At 66.9% G+C, this 17140-nt stretch carries 14 protein-coding genes; 9 read left to right on the forward strand and 5 right to left on the reverse strand.

The window, feature by feature from the left end; genetic code table 11:
• Nucleotides 1-4: 4 nt before the first annotated feature.
• Nucleotides 5-2629, reverse strand: coding sequence for a transglycosylase domain-containing protein (locus D3226_RS02125; RefSeq protein ID WP_237462188.1), 2625 nt, complete (start codon nt 2627-2629; stop codon nt 5-7).
• A 115-nt stretch (nt 2630-2744) separates the two neighbouring features.
• Here D3226_RS02125 and D3226_RS02130 point away from each other — a divergent pair, with 115 nt between their 5' ends.
• Together D3226_RS02130 and D3226_RS02135 are read left to right on the forward strand one after the other, a co-directional pair.
• Nucleotides 2745-2915 (forward strand): Sp36 family protein, encoded by a 171-nt coding sequence (locus tag D3226_RS02130; RefSeq protein WP_202380765.1) that lies wholly within the window; start codon nt 2745-2747, stop codon nt 2913-2915.
• Between the two features lie 3 nt (nt 2916-2918).
• Entirely contained in the window at nt 2919-3395 is a 477-nt protein-coding gene (locus D3226_RS02135) for a RidA family protein (RefSeq protein ID WP_202380766.1), read from the forward strand.
• 93 nt (nt 3396-3488) lie between these two features.
• Here the strand turns inward: D3226_RS02135 and acs are convergent, their stop codons facing one another.
• Nucleotides 3489-5480 (reverse strand): acetate--CoA ligase, encoded by a 1992-nt coding sequence (gene acs, locus D3226_RS02140; protein WP_202380767.1) that lies wholly within the window; start codon nt 5478-5480, stop codon nt 3489-3491.
• A gap of 193 nt (nt 5481-5673) precedes the next feature.
• Here acs and D3226_RS02145 point away from each other — a divergent pair, with 193 nt between their 5' ends.
• The 7 genes from D3226_RS02145 (at nt 5674) to tmk (ending at nt 13182) form a co-directional block, all read left to right on the forward strand.
• Nucleotides 5674-6786, forward strand: coding sequence for a TadA family conjugal transfer-associated ATPase (locus D3226_RS02145; protein ID WP_202380768.1), 1113 nt, complete (start codon nt 5674-5676; stop codon nt 6784-6786).
• On the forward strand, nt 6761-7756 hold the full coding sequence (locus tag D3226_RS02150) for a type II secretion system F family protein (RefSeq protein ID WP_202380769.1): 996 nt from the start codon (nt 6761-6763) through the stop codon (nt 7754-7756). The genes D3226_RS02145 and D3226_RS02150 overlap by 26 nt, the downstream gene beginning before the upstream one ends.
• A 515-nt stretch (nt 7757-8271) precedes the next feature.
• Nucleotides 8272-8406: a DUF4244 domain-containing protein gene (locus D3226_RS02155; RefSeq protein ID WP_337248871.1), complete on the forward strand. Its 135-nt coding sequence runs from the start codon at nt 8272-8274 to the stop codon at nt 8404-8406.
• On the forward strand, nt 8384-8758 hold the full coding sequence (locus D3226_RS02160; protein ID WP_202380771.1) for a TadE/TadG family type IV pilus assembly protein: 375 nt from the start codon (nt 8384-8386) through the stop codon (nt 8756-8758). Before D3226_RS02155 ends, D3226_RS02160 begins: the two co-directional genes overlap by 23 nt.
• Complete coding sequence (locus D3226_RS02165; protein WP_202380772.1) at nt 8755-9537, forward strand: M23 family metallopeptidase; 783 nt, start codon at nt 8755-8757, stop codon at nt 9535-9537. The genes D3226_RS02160 and D3226_RS02165 overlap by 4 nt, the downstream gene beginning before the upstream one ends.
• A gap of 178 nt (nt 9538-9715) precedes the next feature.
• Nucleotides 9716-12550, forward strand: coding sequence for a type I DNA topoisomerase (gene topA / locus D3226_RS02170; protein ID WP_202380773.1), 2835 nt, complete (start codon nt 9716-9718; stop codon nt 12548-12550).
• The gene (tmk, locus tag D3226_RS02175; protein WP_202380774.1) at nt 12547-13182 is read left to right on the forward strand and encodes a dTMP kinase; all 636 of its coding nucleotides are present in this window, start codon (nt 12547-12549) and stop codon (nt 13180-13182) included. The genes topA and tmk overlap by 4 nt, the downstream gene beginning before the upstream one ends.
• Before the next feature lie 67 nt (nt 13183-13249).
• Here the strand turns inward: tmk and mtnK are convergent, their stop codons facing one another.
• The 3 genes from mtnK to D3226_RS02190 form a co-directional block, all read right to left on the reverse strand.
• Nucleotides 13250-14467 carry an S-methyl-5-thioribose kinase gene (gene mtnK, locus D3226_RS02180; protein WP_202380775.1) on the reverse strand — a complete coding sequence of 406 codons (1218 nt, stop codon included), beginning with the start codon at nt 14465-14467 and terminating at the stop codon, nt 13250-13252.
• Between the two features lie 72 nt (nt 14468-14539).
• Nucleotides 14540-15583 carry an ABC transporter permease gene (locus D3226_RS02185; protein WP_202380776.1) on the reverse strand — a complete coding sequence of 348 codons (1044 nt, stop codon included), beginning with the start codon at nt 15581-15583 and terminating at the stop codon, nt 14540-14542.
• A gap of 1 nt (nt 15584) precedes the next feature.
• Nucleotides 15585-17111 carry a sugar ABC transporter ATP-binding protein gene (locus D3226_RS02190; RefSeq protein ID WP_202380777.1) on the reverse strand — a complete coding sequence of 509 codons (1527 nt, stop codon included), beginning with the start codon at nt 17109-17111 and terminating at the stop codon, nt 15585-15587.
• Between the last annotated feature and the right edge of the window lie 29 nt (nt 17112-17140).

Here is a 17140-nt window from a genome sequence, read left to right on the forward strand (position 1 = left end):
CGGGCTAGTTCTTTGCCTTGCAGGACAGGGTCAGCGTGACCTTGCCGCTCGTCTTGGCATCCGAGCCACCGTCCGGGCTCACCGAGACGACCTTGTCCTTCTTCGGGTCGGGCTTGCCGCCGTCCTCACAGGTGAAGTCGACGTTGCCGAAGCCGGCGCTCGAGAGCGCAGACTTCGCGTCGTCGCCGCTCTTGCCGCCGAGGTCGCCCGGCACCTTCGCTGCCTCACCGTTGCTGCGATAGACGGTCACGCCGGAGCCGAGGCCCACCTGCTCGCCTGCCGCGGGGCTTGAGGATGCCGCGAGGCCCTTGCCCACCGAGGAATCGACCTCGCCGCCGTCGACCACGTTGAAGCCGAGCTGGGTCAGCATGCCGACGGCCTCGTCGAAGGACTTGCCCTTCACATCGGGCACCTGCACCATCGTCTGCTGGATCGCAGTGGCCGAGGGCTCGGGGAAGGGATCGCCGCCGTAGCGGGCGTCCGCCGCGTTCATGATCTGCGGGAAGATGTACTGGTCCGCGAGCATCAGGTCGCCAAACGGCTGCGTGGACACGCGCGTCCAAGTGCCGTCGGCGAGCTGAATCGGACCGGCGTTACCTACCCAGGTCGCTGTGGTGACCTTGCTGCTACCGCCCACCGTCCAGTTGTCGACGATGTCGTCAGTCGTACCGGTCTTCGCGAGGTGCGGAACCCCGTACTCAGAACGGGCGTGCTTCGCGAGCCCGTTCTCCACCGTGTACTGCAGCGCGTACGCGACACCGGCGGCGACCTCCGGGGACAGCGCCTCGGTGCACTTGCTCTTCGTGAACGGCACCTGCTCGCCGTCGGGCCCGACGATCGAGTCGATCGGTACGGGCGTGCAGACGGTGCCGTTGCCGGCGAACGCGCCGTAGGCCGCGGCCATCGTGATGGGCGCCATCTCGTCGATACCGCCGTAGACATTTGACGGCACCATGCTGAGCTCGGTGGTGCCGTAGGTCGGCAGATCCTTGTTGGTCTGCGGCGCTGCGCGGTGCATGCCGAGCTTCTTCGCGGTCTCGAAGGTGCCGCAGAGGTCCATCTTCTGCTGCATCGACACGAGGCCGCCGTTCACCGACTGCGCAATCGCGGTGAGCACGGGCTGGTTGCCGCGCGTGAAGTTGTTGTCGTTCTGGAAGGTGAACGAGCCGAAGCCATACACGCCGTCGGGCATGCACGAGGCCTGGATCGACGACTCGTCCACTGTGCGCGCGTTCACGTTCACGATGTCGCGCACCGAGTGCCCGGTCTGGATCCACTGCGCGAGCGTCACGGGCTTGAAGGTCGAGCCGACCTGGAACCCGCTCGAGCCACCGTACTCATAGTCGGTGTTGTAGTTGATCGCCGTGTAGTCCTTGTTGTTATCCAGCACGTTCGGGTCGTTGCTGAACGGACGGTTCTGCACCATCGAGAGCACGCGGCCCGTGTTCACCTCAACGCTGCTCGACGCCGAACCGACGTTGATGCCCTCCATCTGCGCGGGCACGGTCGCGTGCGTTGCGTCGACGCCGGCGCGCTGCATGTCGAGATCGATCGTCGTGTAGATCTGGTACCCGCCGCGGCTGAAGTTGAACTCGCGCTCTTCGGGCGAATCACCAAAGTTCGGATCCTGCTTGATGTACCGCTGCACGTAGTCGCAGAAGTGACCGAGGCCGTAGTTCTGCTCAGCGACGACACAGCCGGCAACGCGCGGCGTGATCTTCGGCTCGACCTCTGTGGCCACAGCCTCGTCGTACTGTTCCTGCGTGATCTTGCCGTGCTTCAGCATGCTGCCGAGAATCTTGTCGCGCCGCTCCTTGTTTGCGGGGATGTTCTCAGGCACGTCGATCTGCAGGTGGCCGGGGTTGTTCACGATCGCGACGAGGCTTGCAGCCTGTGCGAGGGTGACATCCTTTGCCGAGGTGCCGTAGTAGTAGTGCGCTGCCGACTCGATGCCGTAGATGGTGCGACCGAACAGCGCAATGTTGAGGTACCCAAGCAGAATCTCGTCCTTCGGGAACTTCTTCTCGATGCTGATTGCAAGCTTCATCTCCTTGAGCTTGCGATCCATGTCCTGCTTCATCGCCTCTTCGTAGGCGGCATCCTGCTCTTCTTCATCAGGGATCGCGAGCGCGTCCTGAATGAGCACGTTGCGGACATACTGCATCGTGATGGTCGATGCGCCCGAGAGGTTCTGGCCCGCTGCGTTCTGCAGCACGGCGCGGCCCGTGGCGAGCACGTCGACGCCGCCGTGCGTGTAGAAACGCGGATCCTCCTCGGCGACCGCGGCATCCTTCACGAACTGTGAGACCTGATCCCACGCGACCGTCTCGCGATCCTGATCGTAGAACTCAGCGAGCTTGTGGTCATTGCCGGCCGCATCCTTTGCCAGGATCGTGGACGGCTCCGCGAGGCGGCCCGGATCCAAGTGTGCGGGGAGACGATCGAAAATCTCGATCGCGGAGTTCGCCGCGGTGCCACTCAAGGCGACGACGGGCGTAACTGCTGCGGTGACGAGCACTCCCGCGATCGCGCTCATCGCGACTGCGCCGAGAATGCCTCCGAGGGCTCCGCCCGCACTGCGCGGCTTCATTGAGCGCACGCGCGAGGACTGGGGTGTCTGTCGGGTCATAAGATGTAAGCGTATGCGACGTAGCTGAAAATCCGCGAACGCCGTGGTGATCTTGAGCTGCGCGCGCACGACCGATCCGGACCCGATCCGGCCGCTTTCTGAGGGAGATCCGAACGTGAGTGAAGTGACCGAAACGACGCAGTGGGAGTACTTCGTGACGCCCCTGCTCCTGCACAACGAGGCCCAGATCCTCAACAACTGGGGTGGGCAGGGCTGGGAACTCGTCCAGATCATTGAGGGACCGGCCGGCGGGAACGTCGCGTATCTGAAGAGGAAGAAGGCCTAATCCATGTCGTCAGTAATTGAAGACCGCCTGAGCGAGCTCGGCTTCGAGATCCCCGAGGTGGCCGCCGCGGTCGCCGCGTACGTGCCCGCGCTGCGCGACGGCAACTACGTGTACACCGCCGGTCAGCTGCCCTTCGTTGATGGCAAGCTGCCCGAGACCGGCAAGGTCGGAGTGGGCGAGGGCCTCGTATCGCCCGAGCGTGCGGAGGAGCTCGCGCAGCTCTGCGCGCTGAACGCACTCGCAGCGGTGCGCGGTGTCGTGGGCTCGCTTGATCGCATCTCGCAGGTCGTCAAGGTGACGGCATTCGTCGCGTCGGATCCCGCGTTTACGGGCCAGCCGAGCGTCGCCAACGGCGCCTCCGTGTTCCTAGGCCGCGTCTTCGGTGACCTGGGCATCCACGTTCGCTCAGCCGTCGGCGTTGCCGTACTGCCGCTCGACGCCCCCGTTGAGATCGAGTTCGTCTTCAAGATCGAGGACTAGCCTGCTCGCACTCTCCCGCGCACGGAGAAAACAGAAATCTCGGAGCCAATCCTAGGAATGGCTCCGAGATTTCTGTTTTCCCACGCTTGAGTACTACTTCGCGGCGCGCTCCTCGCGGACGCGGGCGGAGATGGTCTGCATCACTGCCGTGTCGGCGAGCGTTGTGGTGTCGCCCACCTCACGGCCCTCGGCGGCGTCTTTGAGCAGGCGGCGCATGATCTTGCCCGAGCGCGTCTTCGGCAGCTCGTTCACGATGAACACCTGGCGGGGCCGCGCGATCGCGCCGATCTGCGCGGCGACATGCTTCTTGAGTTCGACCTCTGCGTCCTCCGCGGCGAGCAGGGTCTGCTGCGACTTGAGGATGACGAACGCCACGACGGCCTGGCCGGTGGTCTCATCGTCCGCGCCCACGACCGCCGACTCGGCGACGGCGTGATGCTCGACGAGTGCAGACTCGATCTCCGCGGTGGAGAGGCGGTGCCCCGAGACGTTCATCACATCGTCGACTCGGCCGAGCAGCCAGATGTCGCCGTCCTCGTCGAGCCGGGCGCCGTCGCCGGCAAAGTACTGGTTGTCGAACTTCGACCAGTACGTGTCGACGAACCGCTGGGGATCGCCCCAGATGCCGCGCACCATTGACGGCCAGGGGCGGCGGATGACGAGCAGCCCACCCTGTCCGTTCTTGACGGGCTCGCCCGCCTCGTTGAGTACGGCGGCCGAGATTCCGGGGAGCGGTGTCTGCGCGCTGCCGGGCTTCAGGCTCGTGATGCCGGGCAGCGGTGAGATCATCAGCGCGCCCGTCTCCGTCTGCCACCAGGTATCGACGATGGGAGCTTTCCCTGCGCCAATGACCTCGTGGTACCAACGCCATGCCTCGGGGTTGATCGGTTCGCCGACCGAGCCGAGCAGGCGAATGCTCGAAAGGTCATACTGCTCGGGAACCTGGCGGCCCACCTTCATGCAGGCGCGGATCGCGGTCGGTGCCGTGTAGAAGATCGTCACGCCGTACTTCTGGATGATCGACCACCAGCGACCCCAGTCGGGCGTCTCGGGGGTGCCCTCGTAGATGACCTGCGTCGCGCCGTTCGCGAGGGGGCCGTAGACCACGTAGCTGTGCCCGGTGATCCAGCCGATGTCGGCCGTGCACCAGTACACGTCGGTTTCCGGCTTCAGATCGAACACGTTGCGGTGCGTGGTGCTTGCCTGCGTGAGGTAGCCGCCCGAGGTGTGGAGGATGCCCTTGGGCTTCCCCGTTGTGCCCGACGTGTACAGGATGAACAGCGGGTTCTCCGCGGGGAAGCCCTCCGCGGTGTGCTCGCCGTCGAACGCGGTGATCTCCTCGTGCCACCACAGGTCGCGGCCGGGCTCCATCACCACGTCGTTCTTCGTGCGCTGCACCACGAGCACCTTCTTTGCGGTGCTGCCGCCGCCGTGGAGCGCGAGTGCATCGTCGACGGTGGGCTTGAGCGCGGAGACACGGCCCTTGCGATATCCGCCGTCAGCGGTAATGACGAGCTCGGCCTCGGCGTCGTCGATGCGGGCACGCAGGCTGTCGGCGCTGAAGCCGCCGAACACCACGGAGTGCGCCGCGCCGAGACGCACGACCGCGAGCATCGCGATGATGGTCTCGGGGATCATGGGCATGTAAATCGCAACGCGATCGCCCGCCTCAACGCCGAGGCTCGTGAGCATGTTCGCTGCGCGCTTGACCTCGTGGGTGAGTTCGGCGTAGCTGAGGCTCCGGGTGTCGCCGGGCTCGCCCTCGAAGTGAATCGCGATCCGGTCGCCGAGGCCCGCCGCAACGTGGCGGTCGAGGCAGTTCTCCGCGACGTTCAGCTCGCCGTCCGCAAACCACTTCGCGAAGGGCGGGTTGGTCCAGTCGAGGATCTCCGTGAACGGCTTGGTCCAGCGGAGTTGTTCGGCCTGTTCGGCCCAGTACGCCTCAGGGTCCTGCGCTGCGCGCCAGTAGACCGAGGAGTCGGAGAGGTTGGCCTGGGCCGCGAACTCGGGGCTCGGCGGGAACGTTTCGGTGCCATCGGCATTCTGCAGGGGGTGGCTCTCGATAGTGCCGTGCTGATCAGTCATGGACGCCCTTATCCGTGTCGAAAGTGAAGCCGTCCCGTGCGGTGCACGCACGCAGGGGACGCTGAATGCTCCCTCAGGTTATACCCCGGATCGAGACCCGCCCACATCCGGAAGGAGGGAGCCGGATCAGCGGATTTGTCCACATTTGGATCGCGTTCCGGGCACTCGTGCCGGCTGAGGCTTGACTTCTGAGATGACTCGTTCCCCCGCTCCCGCTTGGATTTTCGGCCCGAGTGCGCCGCGTGCTTCGCCCTCGCCCGAGCGTCCGCCAAACGCGGTGGCGACGCCGCTGCTCGCGCCAGACGCGCCGCGTGGTCCGCGGACCGAGCGACTTCCGCTGTCGGCGCGTCGCGCGCTGGGCGGGCTGCTGCCGCTCCTCGACCGCCCAGCGCTTCGCGATCTCCTGGTGCAGGTTGCTGGCGGAGTCGCGAGGCTCTGGCTCGATGAGGGCTCGGGGCCACGCGCTGTACCAGGCTGGCAAGCCCGCCCCGCGGCCGTGCACCAACTCGCGACCGCCCTCATCGCTGCGGGCGGCCGGCACCTCGATGAGCTGCGCCCGTCCGCGGATGTGCGCATGGGCGACGGAATCCGCGTGCACGCAGTGATTCCACCCGTTGCCGTGGCCGGCGCGGCGGTATCGATCCGTGTGCCCACCATCGGCCCGCTGAGCTACCCGGAGCTTGTCGGTGCGGGCCTCTGCGGCGTCGCGACGGACGCGGTGCTGCGTCGTGCAGTGCGCGAACGGCAGAACATACTCCTCACCGGGGCAACGGGGAGCGGGAAGACCACCGTTCTCGCGGCTCTCCTCGACCTAGCGCATCCGCGAGAGCGCATCATCACGATTGAGGATCTGGCCGAACTGCGCCTGCGCCACCCCCACGTCGTGGCACTGGAGTCGCGCCCAGACAGCGCGGAGGGCGTGGGCCGCATCAGCCTCGATGAGCTACTCCGTGAGGCGCTGCGGATGCGCCCGGACCGGATCGTGCTCGGTGAGTGCCGCGGGGCTGAACTCGCCACACTGCTTGCGGCGCTGAACACCGGCCATGACGGGGGCGCGGGCACGTTGCACGCGAGCAAGATCCACGAGGTACCCGCGCGGCTGGAGGCCCTCGGCGCGCTCGCTGGCCTGTCCGCCGACGCGTTGGCACGGCAGGCCGTCGCCGCGATCGACCTGGTGGTCCATCTCGTTCGGGATCGGGGTGTGCCGCGGGTCGCCGCGTTGGCCGGCTTGTCACTCGGCAGAGGCGGCACCCTGGAAATTGTTGAGCTTGAGGGGCGGCGTGAGCGGGGGCGCCGTGCGGCGTGATCCGGGTGCGGGTGCGGGTGCGGGTGAAATCGCCGCGCTCAGCTCTCGCGCAGCAGCACTCCTGCGCGGGGGCGTCGCCGCTGGGGAAATCTGGCACACGCTCGCAACTGAAGCCCCGCACCGGGCGAGTGTCACAGCCCGCGACGCTCGAGAGCCTGCGGAGCAGGCGGGTGCGAGTTCCTCCCGAGTCTCGCGTGCCGCGGCGGCGGTGGCGCGTGAGATTGATGGCGGTCGCGATGTCGCTGCGGCGCTTGCAGCTCAACCGCAGGCCCCGTGGCGAGTGCTGGCAGCGGCTTGGCTGCTGGGCGAACAGAGCGGTGCGCCGCTCGCCCCCGTGCTCGAACGAATCTCAGCGGCCTGCCGCGAGCTCGAACGGCTGGCAGAGCGGCGAGCGGTACTCCACGCCGGCCCGCGCGCGACGGTGCGCCTCGTGCTCGTGCTCCCTGCGCTGGCCTTTGGGCTCGGCGCGGTCCTGGGGTTCAATCCGATCCCGATCCTGATGACCGGGCCGGGCCTCTTCCTGCTCCTCGGAGGCGCGGCACTGCTCGGCGTTGGCGTCGCGTGGACCCGGGCGCTCCAGCGTCGTGTTGAACGCAGCGACACCGTGACAGGGCTCGAGTGCGAGCTCATGTGGGTGGCGCTCGGCGGCGGTGCGGCGCCGGCGTTGGCTCGGCTCCGCACCGCCGATGCCGTCGACGGTGCGGGAGCGGAGTGGGTTCCGCTGTGGCGGCTCTGCCGGGGCGAGCTGCTCGACACCGTCGTTGAGACAGCGGTCGGAACCGGTGCTGCGCTGCGCCCGCTCCTGCTTGCCGAGGCACGGGCGGCGCGGGTGCGTGCTGCCGCAGAGCTCGAGCGAGAGGCTGAGCGGTTCGGCGTGCAGATCCTGCTGCCGCTCGGCATCTGCGTGCTCCCAGCGTTCATCGCTGTGGGAGTCGCCCCGGTCATCCTGGCCATGCTGCGGGGACTCTGAACAGAAGGCCGGCGGACCCCCGCCCACAGTTCGAGAGCGGCTGAGAAGCGTCCGGCTTTCGTCCACAGAACTCCGCACAGGCTGCCCCTCGGGGACCGCGGCGCGGAGGATTGAGACACCGGCACGCGCCGGGCCGTGCGTGAGAAAGGACCCTCATGGATACCCGATTCCAACTCATCCCCGCCCGCGCCGCAGGTGCGCCCGCGCGACCAGCTCTCGGCCGAGGTGCCGGAGCACGTGTCGACTCACCGCGTCAGCGGCACGCGCGCTCGGACGCTGCAGCGCGTGCGAGCGCATTCAGGGCGCACCCCGCGCAGGGAGATCGCGAAGCGCGGCGCCCCCTCGCGTATCTGCCGAGCCAAAACGAACGCGGAGGCAGTTCGCCGGACACCGCTGCACGCCCCGCTGGCCCCAAACCCGTGGTGCAGTCTGCAACAGACACGGGTGCTCACCCGCAAGCCGGCGAACGTGCCGCAGGTCGCTTGCGCCGCTTCATGCGGGAGGAACACGGGGCCGTGACCGCGGAATACGCGATCGTCATTCTCGCGGCGGTCGCGTTCGCAGGGTTGCTTGTCGCGATCATGCAATCCGCGGAGATTCGCGGCATGCTGGTGGAGCTCGTCGAGAATGCGCTCGGCTCCAGCGAATAGTTTGTGTGGCAGGCTGCTCCGCGAGGACCGCGGAGCAGCCACCGCCGAGTTTGCGATCGTGCTGCCTGTGGTGATTGCGGTGCTCGGGCTCGTCATCGGCGGCACCGTGATCTCCGCCCACCGCATCACTCTCGTCGCGCAAGCCGGCGAACTCGCCCGTGCCGAGGCACGGGGCGACACTGCCGCGGCGGGCGGTATCGAGAAATTGCTCGCGCGCGGGGTGGATGTCGCGCGGGAAGAGCGCGGCGTGCTGCACTGCGTCGCACTGAGCTCAGCCCCGGCAGGTGGGCTCCTCCGCGCGGTGAGTGTGCGCGCGGAGTCGTGCGCTGCGAGGCTCGGGGACGAGCGATGAGCGCCCCCGCCGCGTTCGCCTGCGCGGTTGCAGCGCTCTGCCTCGGACTCCCGGTACTTGCGGCTGCGAGCCACCTGGAGGCGCAGCAGCGCGCCTCTGCAATCGCCGATGCCGCAGCGCTCGCCGCAGCCGATGCGGCGAGCGGGTGGGTGGATGCGGCACCGTGCGAACTGGCGGACGTGGTCGCGGACGCGCAGGGGGCACGCGCCTCTCGCTGCGAGGTCGATCCGGCACACGGGGAGGCGCGGGTCGAGATTGAGTTGAGTGCTCGCCTCGGCGCGGTCACCGGCAGGGCCCGTGCGGCGCCCCCAGGCCCGGACACCGTTGGCGAAACCGGCGGCTGGGTTTGGCCAGCAGTCGGGCGGGGCATCACACAGGGGCTGCATGACGGATTCGCGATCGATCTCGACGTGCCCGCCGGCGGTGCGCTCCTGGCCCCACGCAGTGGCATTGTCGTGTGGGCCGGAGCAGACGAAGGGCCTGTGCCCGCGGCGTGCCAGGCTCGGCCAGAGTGGTGGAGAGGGCCAAACCACGCGGTCATCATCCGGCACGATGATGGTGGCCAACCGCGATTCAGCTCCCATAACCACATCGCGCCCGGGTCCGCCGCCGCACTCGGCATCGCGGCGGGCACGCCAGTTCGAGCGGGTCAGCCCGTCGCCCGGGCGGGAATGAGCGGCTGCACCTCGGGCCCGCACAGCCACTTCACGATTGCATCCACACAGCGCAACGCCTACCCGGACATCAATCCGTTTGAGCTCCTGGGAGCGCCGCAATGATCGAGGCAAAACGGAGGCCGAGAACGCTGCAAAAAGTGTGGCCCCATAATAGAGAGGAGACACACTGCTTCGATCGATGCCGGGTTCACGGGTAATCCTGTGTATCGTTTCGAAGCAGAACCCTGAGTGGAAGTGGCGGTTCCGTCCGTCCTGAACTCGAAGCAATGAAGGAGACCCCGTGGCGGGTACGAAGAAACTTGTGATCGTCGAGTCGCCGACCAAGGCGAAGACGATTGGTGGCTATCTGGGCGACGACTATGAGGTCATCGCGTCCGTCGGGCATGTCCGCGACCTCGCCGAACCGTCCGAGCTCCCCGCCGAGCTCAAGAAGGGCCCGTTCGGGAAGTTCGCCGTTGACGTTGAGAACGATTTCGCGCCGTACTACGTCGTGAACGACAACAAGAAAAAGACGGTCTCCGAGCTCAAGCGAGCTCTGAAGGGAGCCGACGAAGTCTGGCTCGCAACCGATGAGGACCGGGAGGGAGAGGCAATTGCCTGGCACCTCCTGGAAGTCCTCAAGCCCAAGGTTCCTGTGCGCAGGATGGTCTTCCACGAGATCACGCAGGAAGCGATCGAGCAGGCTAAGCAGAACACCCGCGACCTCGACACTGCGCTGGTCGATGCACAGGAGACCCGTCGCATCCTCGACCGCCTATACGGGTACGACATTTCCCCCGTGCTGTGGCGCAAGGTCGCACCGAAGCTCTCTGCTGGCCGTGTCCAGTCCGCGGCCACCCGTCTGGTGGTCGACCGCGAGCGTGAGCGCCAGGCGTTCCGCGCGGCCGAGTACTGGGACCTCACCGCGACGTTCCACCCGGCAGCTGAGGCCCCGGACAGCACCGCGTTCGCCGCACGCCTCGTACGCCTCGACGGTCAGCGTCTTGCTACCGGCGGCGACTTTGGCGACGACGGCAAACTCACGGAGAAGGCCACCAAGGCCGGGGCAGTACCCCTGGCGCAGGCCCGCGCAGAGGCGCTCGCCGCGCTCATCACTGCGGACACCCCCGCGAGTGTGCGCTCTGTAGAGACGAAGCCGCACACCCGACGTCCCGCAGCACCGTTCACCACGTCGACGCTGCAGCAGGAGGCCTCGCGCAAACTGCGGTACAGCTCGCGCCAGACCATGTCGTTCGCGCAGTCGTTGTATGAGAACGGCTACATCACTTATATGCGTACCGACTCGCCGACGCTTTCGAAGCAGGCGATCCAGGCCGCACGCACGCAGGCTGCCGAGCTCTACGGCGCGCAGACGCTCCCCGAGAAGCCCCGCGTGTACACGGGCAAGGCGAAGGGGGCGCAGGAAGCGCACGAGGCCATCCGCCCCGCCGGCGACGCGTTCCAGCGGCCCAGCGACCTCAAGGGAAAGCTCACCCAGGGCGAGCACGCGCTCTACGAGTTGATCTGGAAGCGCACGGTCGCGAGCCAGATGGCCGACGCCAAGGGCTCCACCGATACCGTGACCCTCGAAGCTCAGGTGACGGAGGCCGACCGTTCGGCGCCCACCACCGTTGAGTTCACCGCGAGCGGTACCGTCATCACCTTCCCCGGCTTCCTGCTGGCCTACGAGGAGGGTCGCGACGAGAAGCGCGGCGACACCGAGCAGAACGTTTCGCTCCCGCAGCTGAGCTCCGGCCAGCAGCTTGCCGTGACTGACCCCGAAGCAAAGGGCCACGAGACGAGCCCGCCGCCCCGCTACACCGAGGCGAGCCTCACGAAGCGGCTCGAGGAGCTCGGCATCGGCCGTCCGTCGACGTACGCGGCGATCATCAGCACGATCATGGATCGCGGCTACGTCACGAAGAAGGGCCAGGCGCTCGTTCCGAGCTGGATCGCCTTCTCCGTTGTGCGACTGTTGGAGGAGCACTTCAGCGCGCTCGTGAACTACGACTTCACCGCCGAGATGGAAAACGACCTCGACCGCATTGCTGCCGGCGAGACCGACCGCAGCAAGTGGCTCGGCGAGTTCTACTTCGGCACGGACTCACACCCCGGTCTGCGCGGTGTGGTCGATAACCTCGGCGAGATCGACGCGCGCGCGATCAATACGATCCGCATCGACGACGAGATTTCGCTGCGTAACGGCAAGTACGGGCCCTACCTCGAGGTCTTCGACGAGAAGAGTGAGGTCGGTGAGGACGGTGCGCTCAAGGCCCGCACGGTCAACATTCCTGATGGACTCGCTCCCGACGAGCTCACTCCTGAGAAGGCGCATGAGCTGGCTGAGGCAGAGCCCGCCGAGGACCGAGTGGTGGGTCTGCACCCCACCACGGGGAAGCGCATCATCGCGAAGAACGGTCGCTTCGGTCCGTACGTGACCGAGCTGCCTGACGAGGGTGAGGAGCTGCCGAAGGGACAGAAGCCGCGCACGGCATCGCTGTTCAAGAGCATGGACCCCGCCACGGTCGACCTTGAGACGGCTACCGCGCTCCTTGACCTGCCCCGTGTGGTGGGGGCCGACCCCGAGTCGGGTGCTGAGATCACCGCTCAGAACGGCCGCTACGGTGCCTACCTGAAGAAGGGGACGGACACCCGTTCGCTGCCGAGCGAAGACGCGATCTTCTCGATTGACCTGGCCGGCGCACAGGAACTCTTTGCGCAGCCGAAGTACGGTGCTCGCAAGGCGTCGAGCGCACTCAAGGAGTTCGACGCGGATCCCGTGAGCGGCAAGCCCGTGCGCGTGCGCGACGGTCGCTTCGGTCCCTACGTGACCGATGGCGAGACCAACGCGACGATCCCGCGCGGCGACAGCGTCGAGGACATCACGTTCGAGCGCGCGATCGAGCTGCTTGCGATTAAGCGTGCCAAGGGGCCCGCGAAGAAGAAGGCGCCCGCCAAGAAGGCCGCAGCCAAGAAGCCCGCGGCAAAGAAGGCTCCTGCAAAGAAGGCAGCCGCGAAGAGTGGCGAGAAGACGGTAGACCCGGCGCGATCCGCGGCAGCGAAGAAGGCTGCCGAGACGCGCAAGGCGAATGCCGCGAAGAAGGCGGCCGAAGCCGCAGCGGCAGCGGGCGAGTGACCGAGTCGAGCGGACTGTTCGTCACCCTCGAAGGGGGTGACGGGGCGGGAAAGACCACTCAGGCGGAACTGCTGGAGGCCTGGTTCGTGGCGCGCGGCCGAGAGGTCGTGCGCACGCGCGAGCCCGGCGGCACGCCGCTGGGCGCGGAGATTCGTAGGCTCCTGCTGCACGGGGGCGACGAGATCGGCGCCGTCGATCCGCGCGCCGAGGCGCTCCTCTACGCTGCAGACCGTGCCCAGCACGTCGCAACAGTGGTGCGCCCCGCACTCGAGCGCGGTGCGGTGGTCGTGCAGGATCGATACATTGACTCCTCGCTTGCCTACCAGGGGGCTGGCCGCGTGCTCGACGGCGGCGAAGTCCGCCAGCTCAGCGAGTGGGCCGTTGACGGGCTCTGGCCACAGCTCACGGTGCTGCTCGACCTGCCGACCGAGGCGGCCGCAGCACGGCGGCAGGCGCGGGGCGGAGCGAGCGATCGTCTCGAGTCAGAGGCCGAGGCGTTCCACGTGGCGGTGCGCGAAGGGTTTCTCGCGCTCGCGGCGGCCGAACCCGACCGCTTCCTCGTGCTGGACGCCACGAGTTCTGTCACCGAACTCCACGAGCACATCGTCGCCCGGATCACCCAGCTCGGCTGATTCGCAGCACGAACCGGAGATACGCAACAGGCCCGAACGAATTCGTTCGGGCCTGTTGCGTATTCGACTACCGAGAGAGGATCTCGGCACCCACGAGGTCGGTGAATACGGTGATCTCGGCGGCGTCGTTCCAGCCAGCTGCGACAGCACGTGCAGCCGCGAGTACCGAGCGCGCGGCGGGAGCGCGCAGTGCCGGCTCAAGCGACTCGATATCGCGCACCTTGGCGGCCCCAACGATGCGGCGCGCCATCTTTGCGGAGGCGAAGAGCATGGCCTCGCGGCGGATGCGATCGAGCCGTCGCGCGGCAAATGCTGCGTCGAACAGCTGTACTTCGTGCCAGGTCTTGGCGCGGGCGGAGAATTCCGCCGCGAACGCGTTCCAGGTCTCTTCGACAAGACCCAGGGCCCACGTAGCGCGCTCGTGTTCGCCGAGCGCGGTTGCCCGCGCGGCAGCGAAGCTGTAGTTTGCGAACAGCGCCCCCAGATCAAACGCGATGGGTCCGTAGAAGGCGAATTCAGAGTCGAACACCTTGACTGAGTCGGCGGCGGCGCCCTCTGCACCGCGCACCATCACGGAACCAGTGTGCAGGTCGCCATGGATCAGCGCCTCAGCCTGGGTCATGAAGCGCCACTTCGCCTCGGCCATCGCCGCGGCGAATGCCGGATCTGCAGCAAGGGCGGCGGCGTCCGCGGCGTTCTCCGGGAGTACCTCGTTGCGGCCCGTGTCGAATACCGGCTCGGTGAAGACGAGGTCCTCGGTGATGGTGCACAGCTCCGGGTTCTGCGTCTCGGCGATCCGCTGGGCGACGAGCTGCCGGTCCTGTCCCAGGATCGAGGTGCCTACCGCGAGCGCGGCCACGTACTCGCCGAGGCGCCGTGCCACATCCTCGTGCCGCTCCGAGCGGTTGAGTGCGTCTCGCCAGACGGCGTGATCCGAGAGATCCTCGAGCGCGAGAATGAACCGCTCAGGGTCGTACAAGATCACGTCGACCACGAGCTCGGGCGTGAGCGCGTGGTGCGTCTGCAGGGAGTCCGCCTCGCGCGCAGCCCGCTCCGGCGTCATCGGCCACCCTGCGCCCGTCATACGGACGTAGGGGAGTGCCTGCTTCAGGATGATGCCGCGGTCATCCTCATCGAGGATATGGAAGACGAGGTTGAGGTTGCCGTCGCCGATCTCGCGGATCGAAGCGATGCGATCCGCGTCGATGCGATCGTGAGTCTCGGGACGCGACCGCAGGTACTCGGCGATGTTGTTGGCGTCGAGGAAGGTGTACTCGTGAGACATAAGGAGTGCCTTTCGTGGGGAAGAGCTGAACCGGGAATGCGGCCGCCCGCGCTGTGGCGGGCGGCCGCACGGTCACGTGGCCGGCGTGTACCGGGCCTTCTTCCGTGACAGGGTGAAGGAGAAGAGGAGCGCGATGATCACGACGAGGCCCTTGGCGGTGTCCTGGTAGTAGTACTCGAAGCCCATCATCGTCATGCCGGTGAGCACGATGACCACGAGCACCGCGCCGAGGAGGGTGCCCCACGCGTTGGGCTTGTTCAGGCCGAGTACGGAGGTGCCCACCAGCGCGACAGCAACGGCTTCAAGCAGGCTCGAGGCGCCCGCGTTCACGTCGCCCTGACCGATCCGTGCAACAAGGATGATGCCCGCGACGGAAGCGAACACCGAGGAGACGACGTACGCGGCGCCGCGGTGGAAGCCCACGCGAATACCTGAGAGGCGAGCGGCCTCCGGGTTCGCGCCGATTGCGTAGAGGATACGACCCCAGGACGTCTTCGTGAGGATGAACCAGCACGCGGTGACGAGCACGAGCATGACGATCACCGGGATGGGAACCGGGCCGACGGTGCCACGGTCGATCAGCAGGAACGCAGGATCGAACTTGCCGGGGGCGGCAGTGCCATTGGGGAGCGTCATGCCAGAGGACACCGACTGGCCGGATACCGGGATCATCTTTGCGCCCTGGATCACGAACATCATGCCCAGCGTGGCGAGCAGATCGGGAATCTTGCAGACCACGATAAGGAATGCGTTCAACAACCCGACGAGCACACCGGCGACGAGCACGAACGTGATGGCCATGCCCGCGGTGAGGTTGTAGAACACCATTGTCATGGCGGCGAGCTGCACGCTGAGGCCGGCGACCGAGCCGATCGACAGATCGAGGCCGCCAACAATCATGCTGAACATGACGCCGAGGCCGAGGATCGCCGTCACCGACGCGAACTTCAGCATCGAGAACATCGAGTTGGTTGTTGCGAACGCGGGTTCAGTGATCGCAAAGAACACGAACGCGATGACGGTCACGGCGATGAAGCCGTACTTCACGATGATGTCGCGCGCGCGGTCGGCGCCCGAGATCCGCACCGGGGCGGGAATTGCTGATGTGTCGGCCATCTCAGGCCACCTCCGTCATGCTCTGGATGATCTGTTCATTGCTGATGTCTGCGGCGCGTGCGTCGAGCGTGATGCGGCCCTCGACCATCACGACAATGCGGTCGGCCATCTCTCGGACCTCGTCGACGTCGCTGCAGATCATTACGACAGCTGAGCCGTCTGCGGCCTGCTCGCGAGCGCGCTGTGAGATGACCCGCCTCGCGCCGATATCCACGCCGCGGAAGGGTTCATCGAGAAGGAGGAGCCGCGGCGCGCGCTGCATCCAGCGCGCAACCATGACCTTCTGCTGATTGCCGCCGGAGAGCGCATCGACGGACTGCTCGGGCCCCGTGGTGACCACGGAGAAGCGATCGATCGCCGCTGCGCCAGAGGTGCGTTCCTTGCCCGGGGCGAGGATTCCGCCGCGGACGAAGTCGCTGAGGAAGGGGAGCGAGAGGGTGCGCATGACCGACCAGCCGGGCAGCATGCCCTGCGCCGCGCGGTCTTCGGGCACGAGGTACACGCCGTGTGAGATCGCTGCCTTGGGTGACTTCGGGGCGAAGGGCCGATCGCCGAGCGACATCTCGCCACTCGTGAGCTTGCGTGCACCGAACACTGTTTCCGCTAGCTCAGTCTTTCCCGCGCCGATGAGCCCGATGATGCCGGTCACCTCGCCTGCGGCGATGTCGATGTCGATGGGGGCGCTTTCGGGGAAGACTCGGTGCCCGCGAACGGACAGCACGGTCTCGCCACCGTGAAGTTCTTCGAGCTCTGCAGCGTCGGCGAGCACGCCCTCGCCGAGCATTGAGCGGACCGCGGCCTGCAGATCGAAGGGGAGCTGCTGCGCATTGACGATGCGGCCATCGCGCAGGACCGCAAGCCGGTCGGCCAGCGCGTTGATCTCGCTCAAACGATGGGACACGTAGAGAATTGCGACGCCACGGTCGCGCAACTTCGTCACGAGCGCGAAGAGACGTTCGGCCTCGTTTTGGGACAGGGTCGAGGTCGGCTCGTCGAGGATGAGGACCTGCGGTGTCGTAGACAGTGCACGCGCAAGCAGGAGCATCTGGCAATCCGCGATCCCAAGCTCGTGCACATCCTGGCGGAGGAAGGCGTCGTCCCACTCAAGATCGAGGGTGGCTGCGATCTCTCGCGCGCGCGGAAGGAGCGAGCGGAGAGATGCGATCGAGCGCACCTCTTTGAGTGCGATCTCCTCGAAGAGGAGGTTTTCGGCGACGCTCAGGCCGGGCACGATCGCGTCATCGATGCGCTGATGAACGGTGCGAACGCCGGCGCGCGCAGCTGACATGGGGGTGTCGAAGTCAACCGGTTCGGTGCCGAGCAGCAGCTCGCCCGCGGTCTGCTGGTGCACACCGGCGAGGATCTTGATGAGCGTCGACTTGCCGGCGCCATTCGCGCCGAGCAGCGCGGTGACGGTGCCGGGAACAAGCTCGAGGTCAACGCCCTTCAGTACGCGGTTCGCGCCGAAGTTTTTCGTCAACCCGACGAGGCGCAGGGCAGCTGCCGGTGCGGATTCCGTCGAATGCATGGGAACAACAACTCCTTGAGGAGGTGTGG

The sequence above is a fragment of the Leucobacter chromiireducens subsp. chromiireducens genome, assembly GCF_016758255.1.
GTDB classification, from domain to species: domain Bacteria; phylum Actinomycetota; class Actinomycetes; order Actinomycetales; family Microbacteriaceae; genus Leucobacter; species Leucobacter chromiireducens.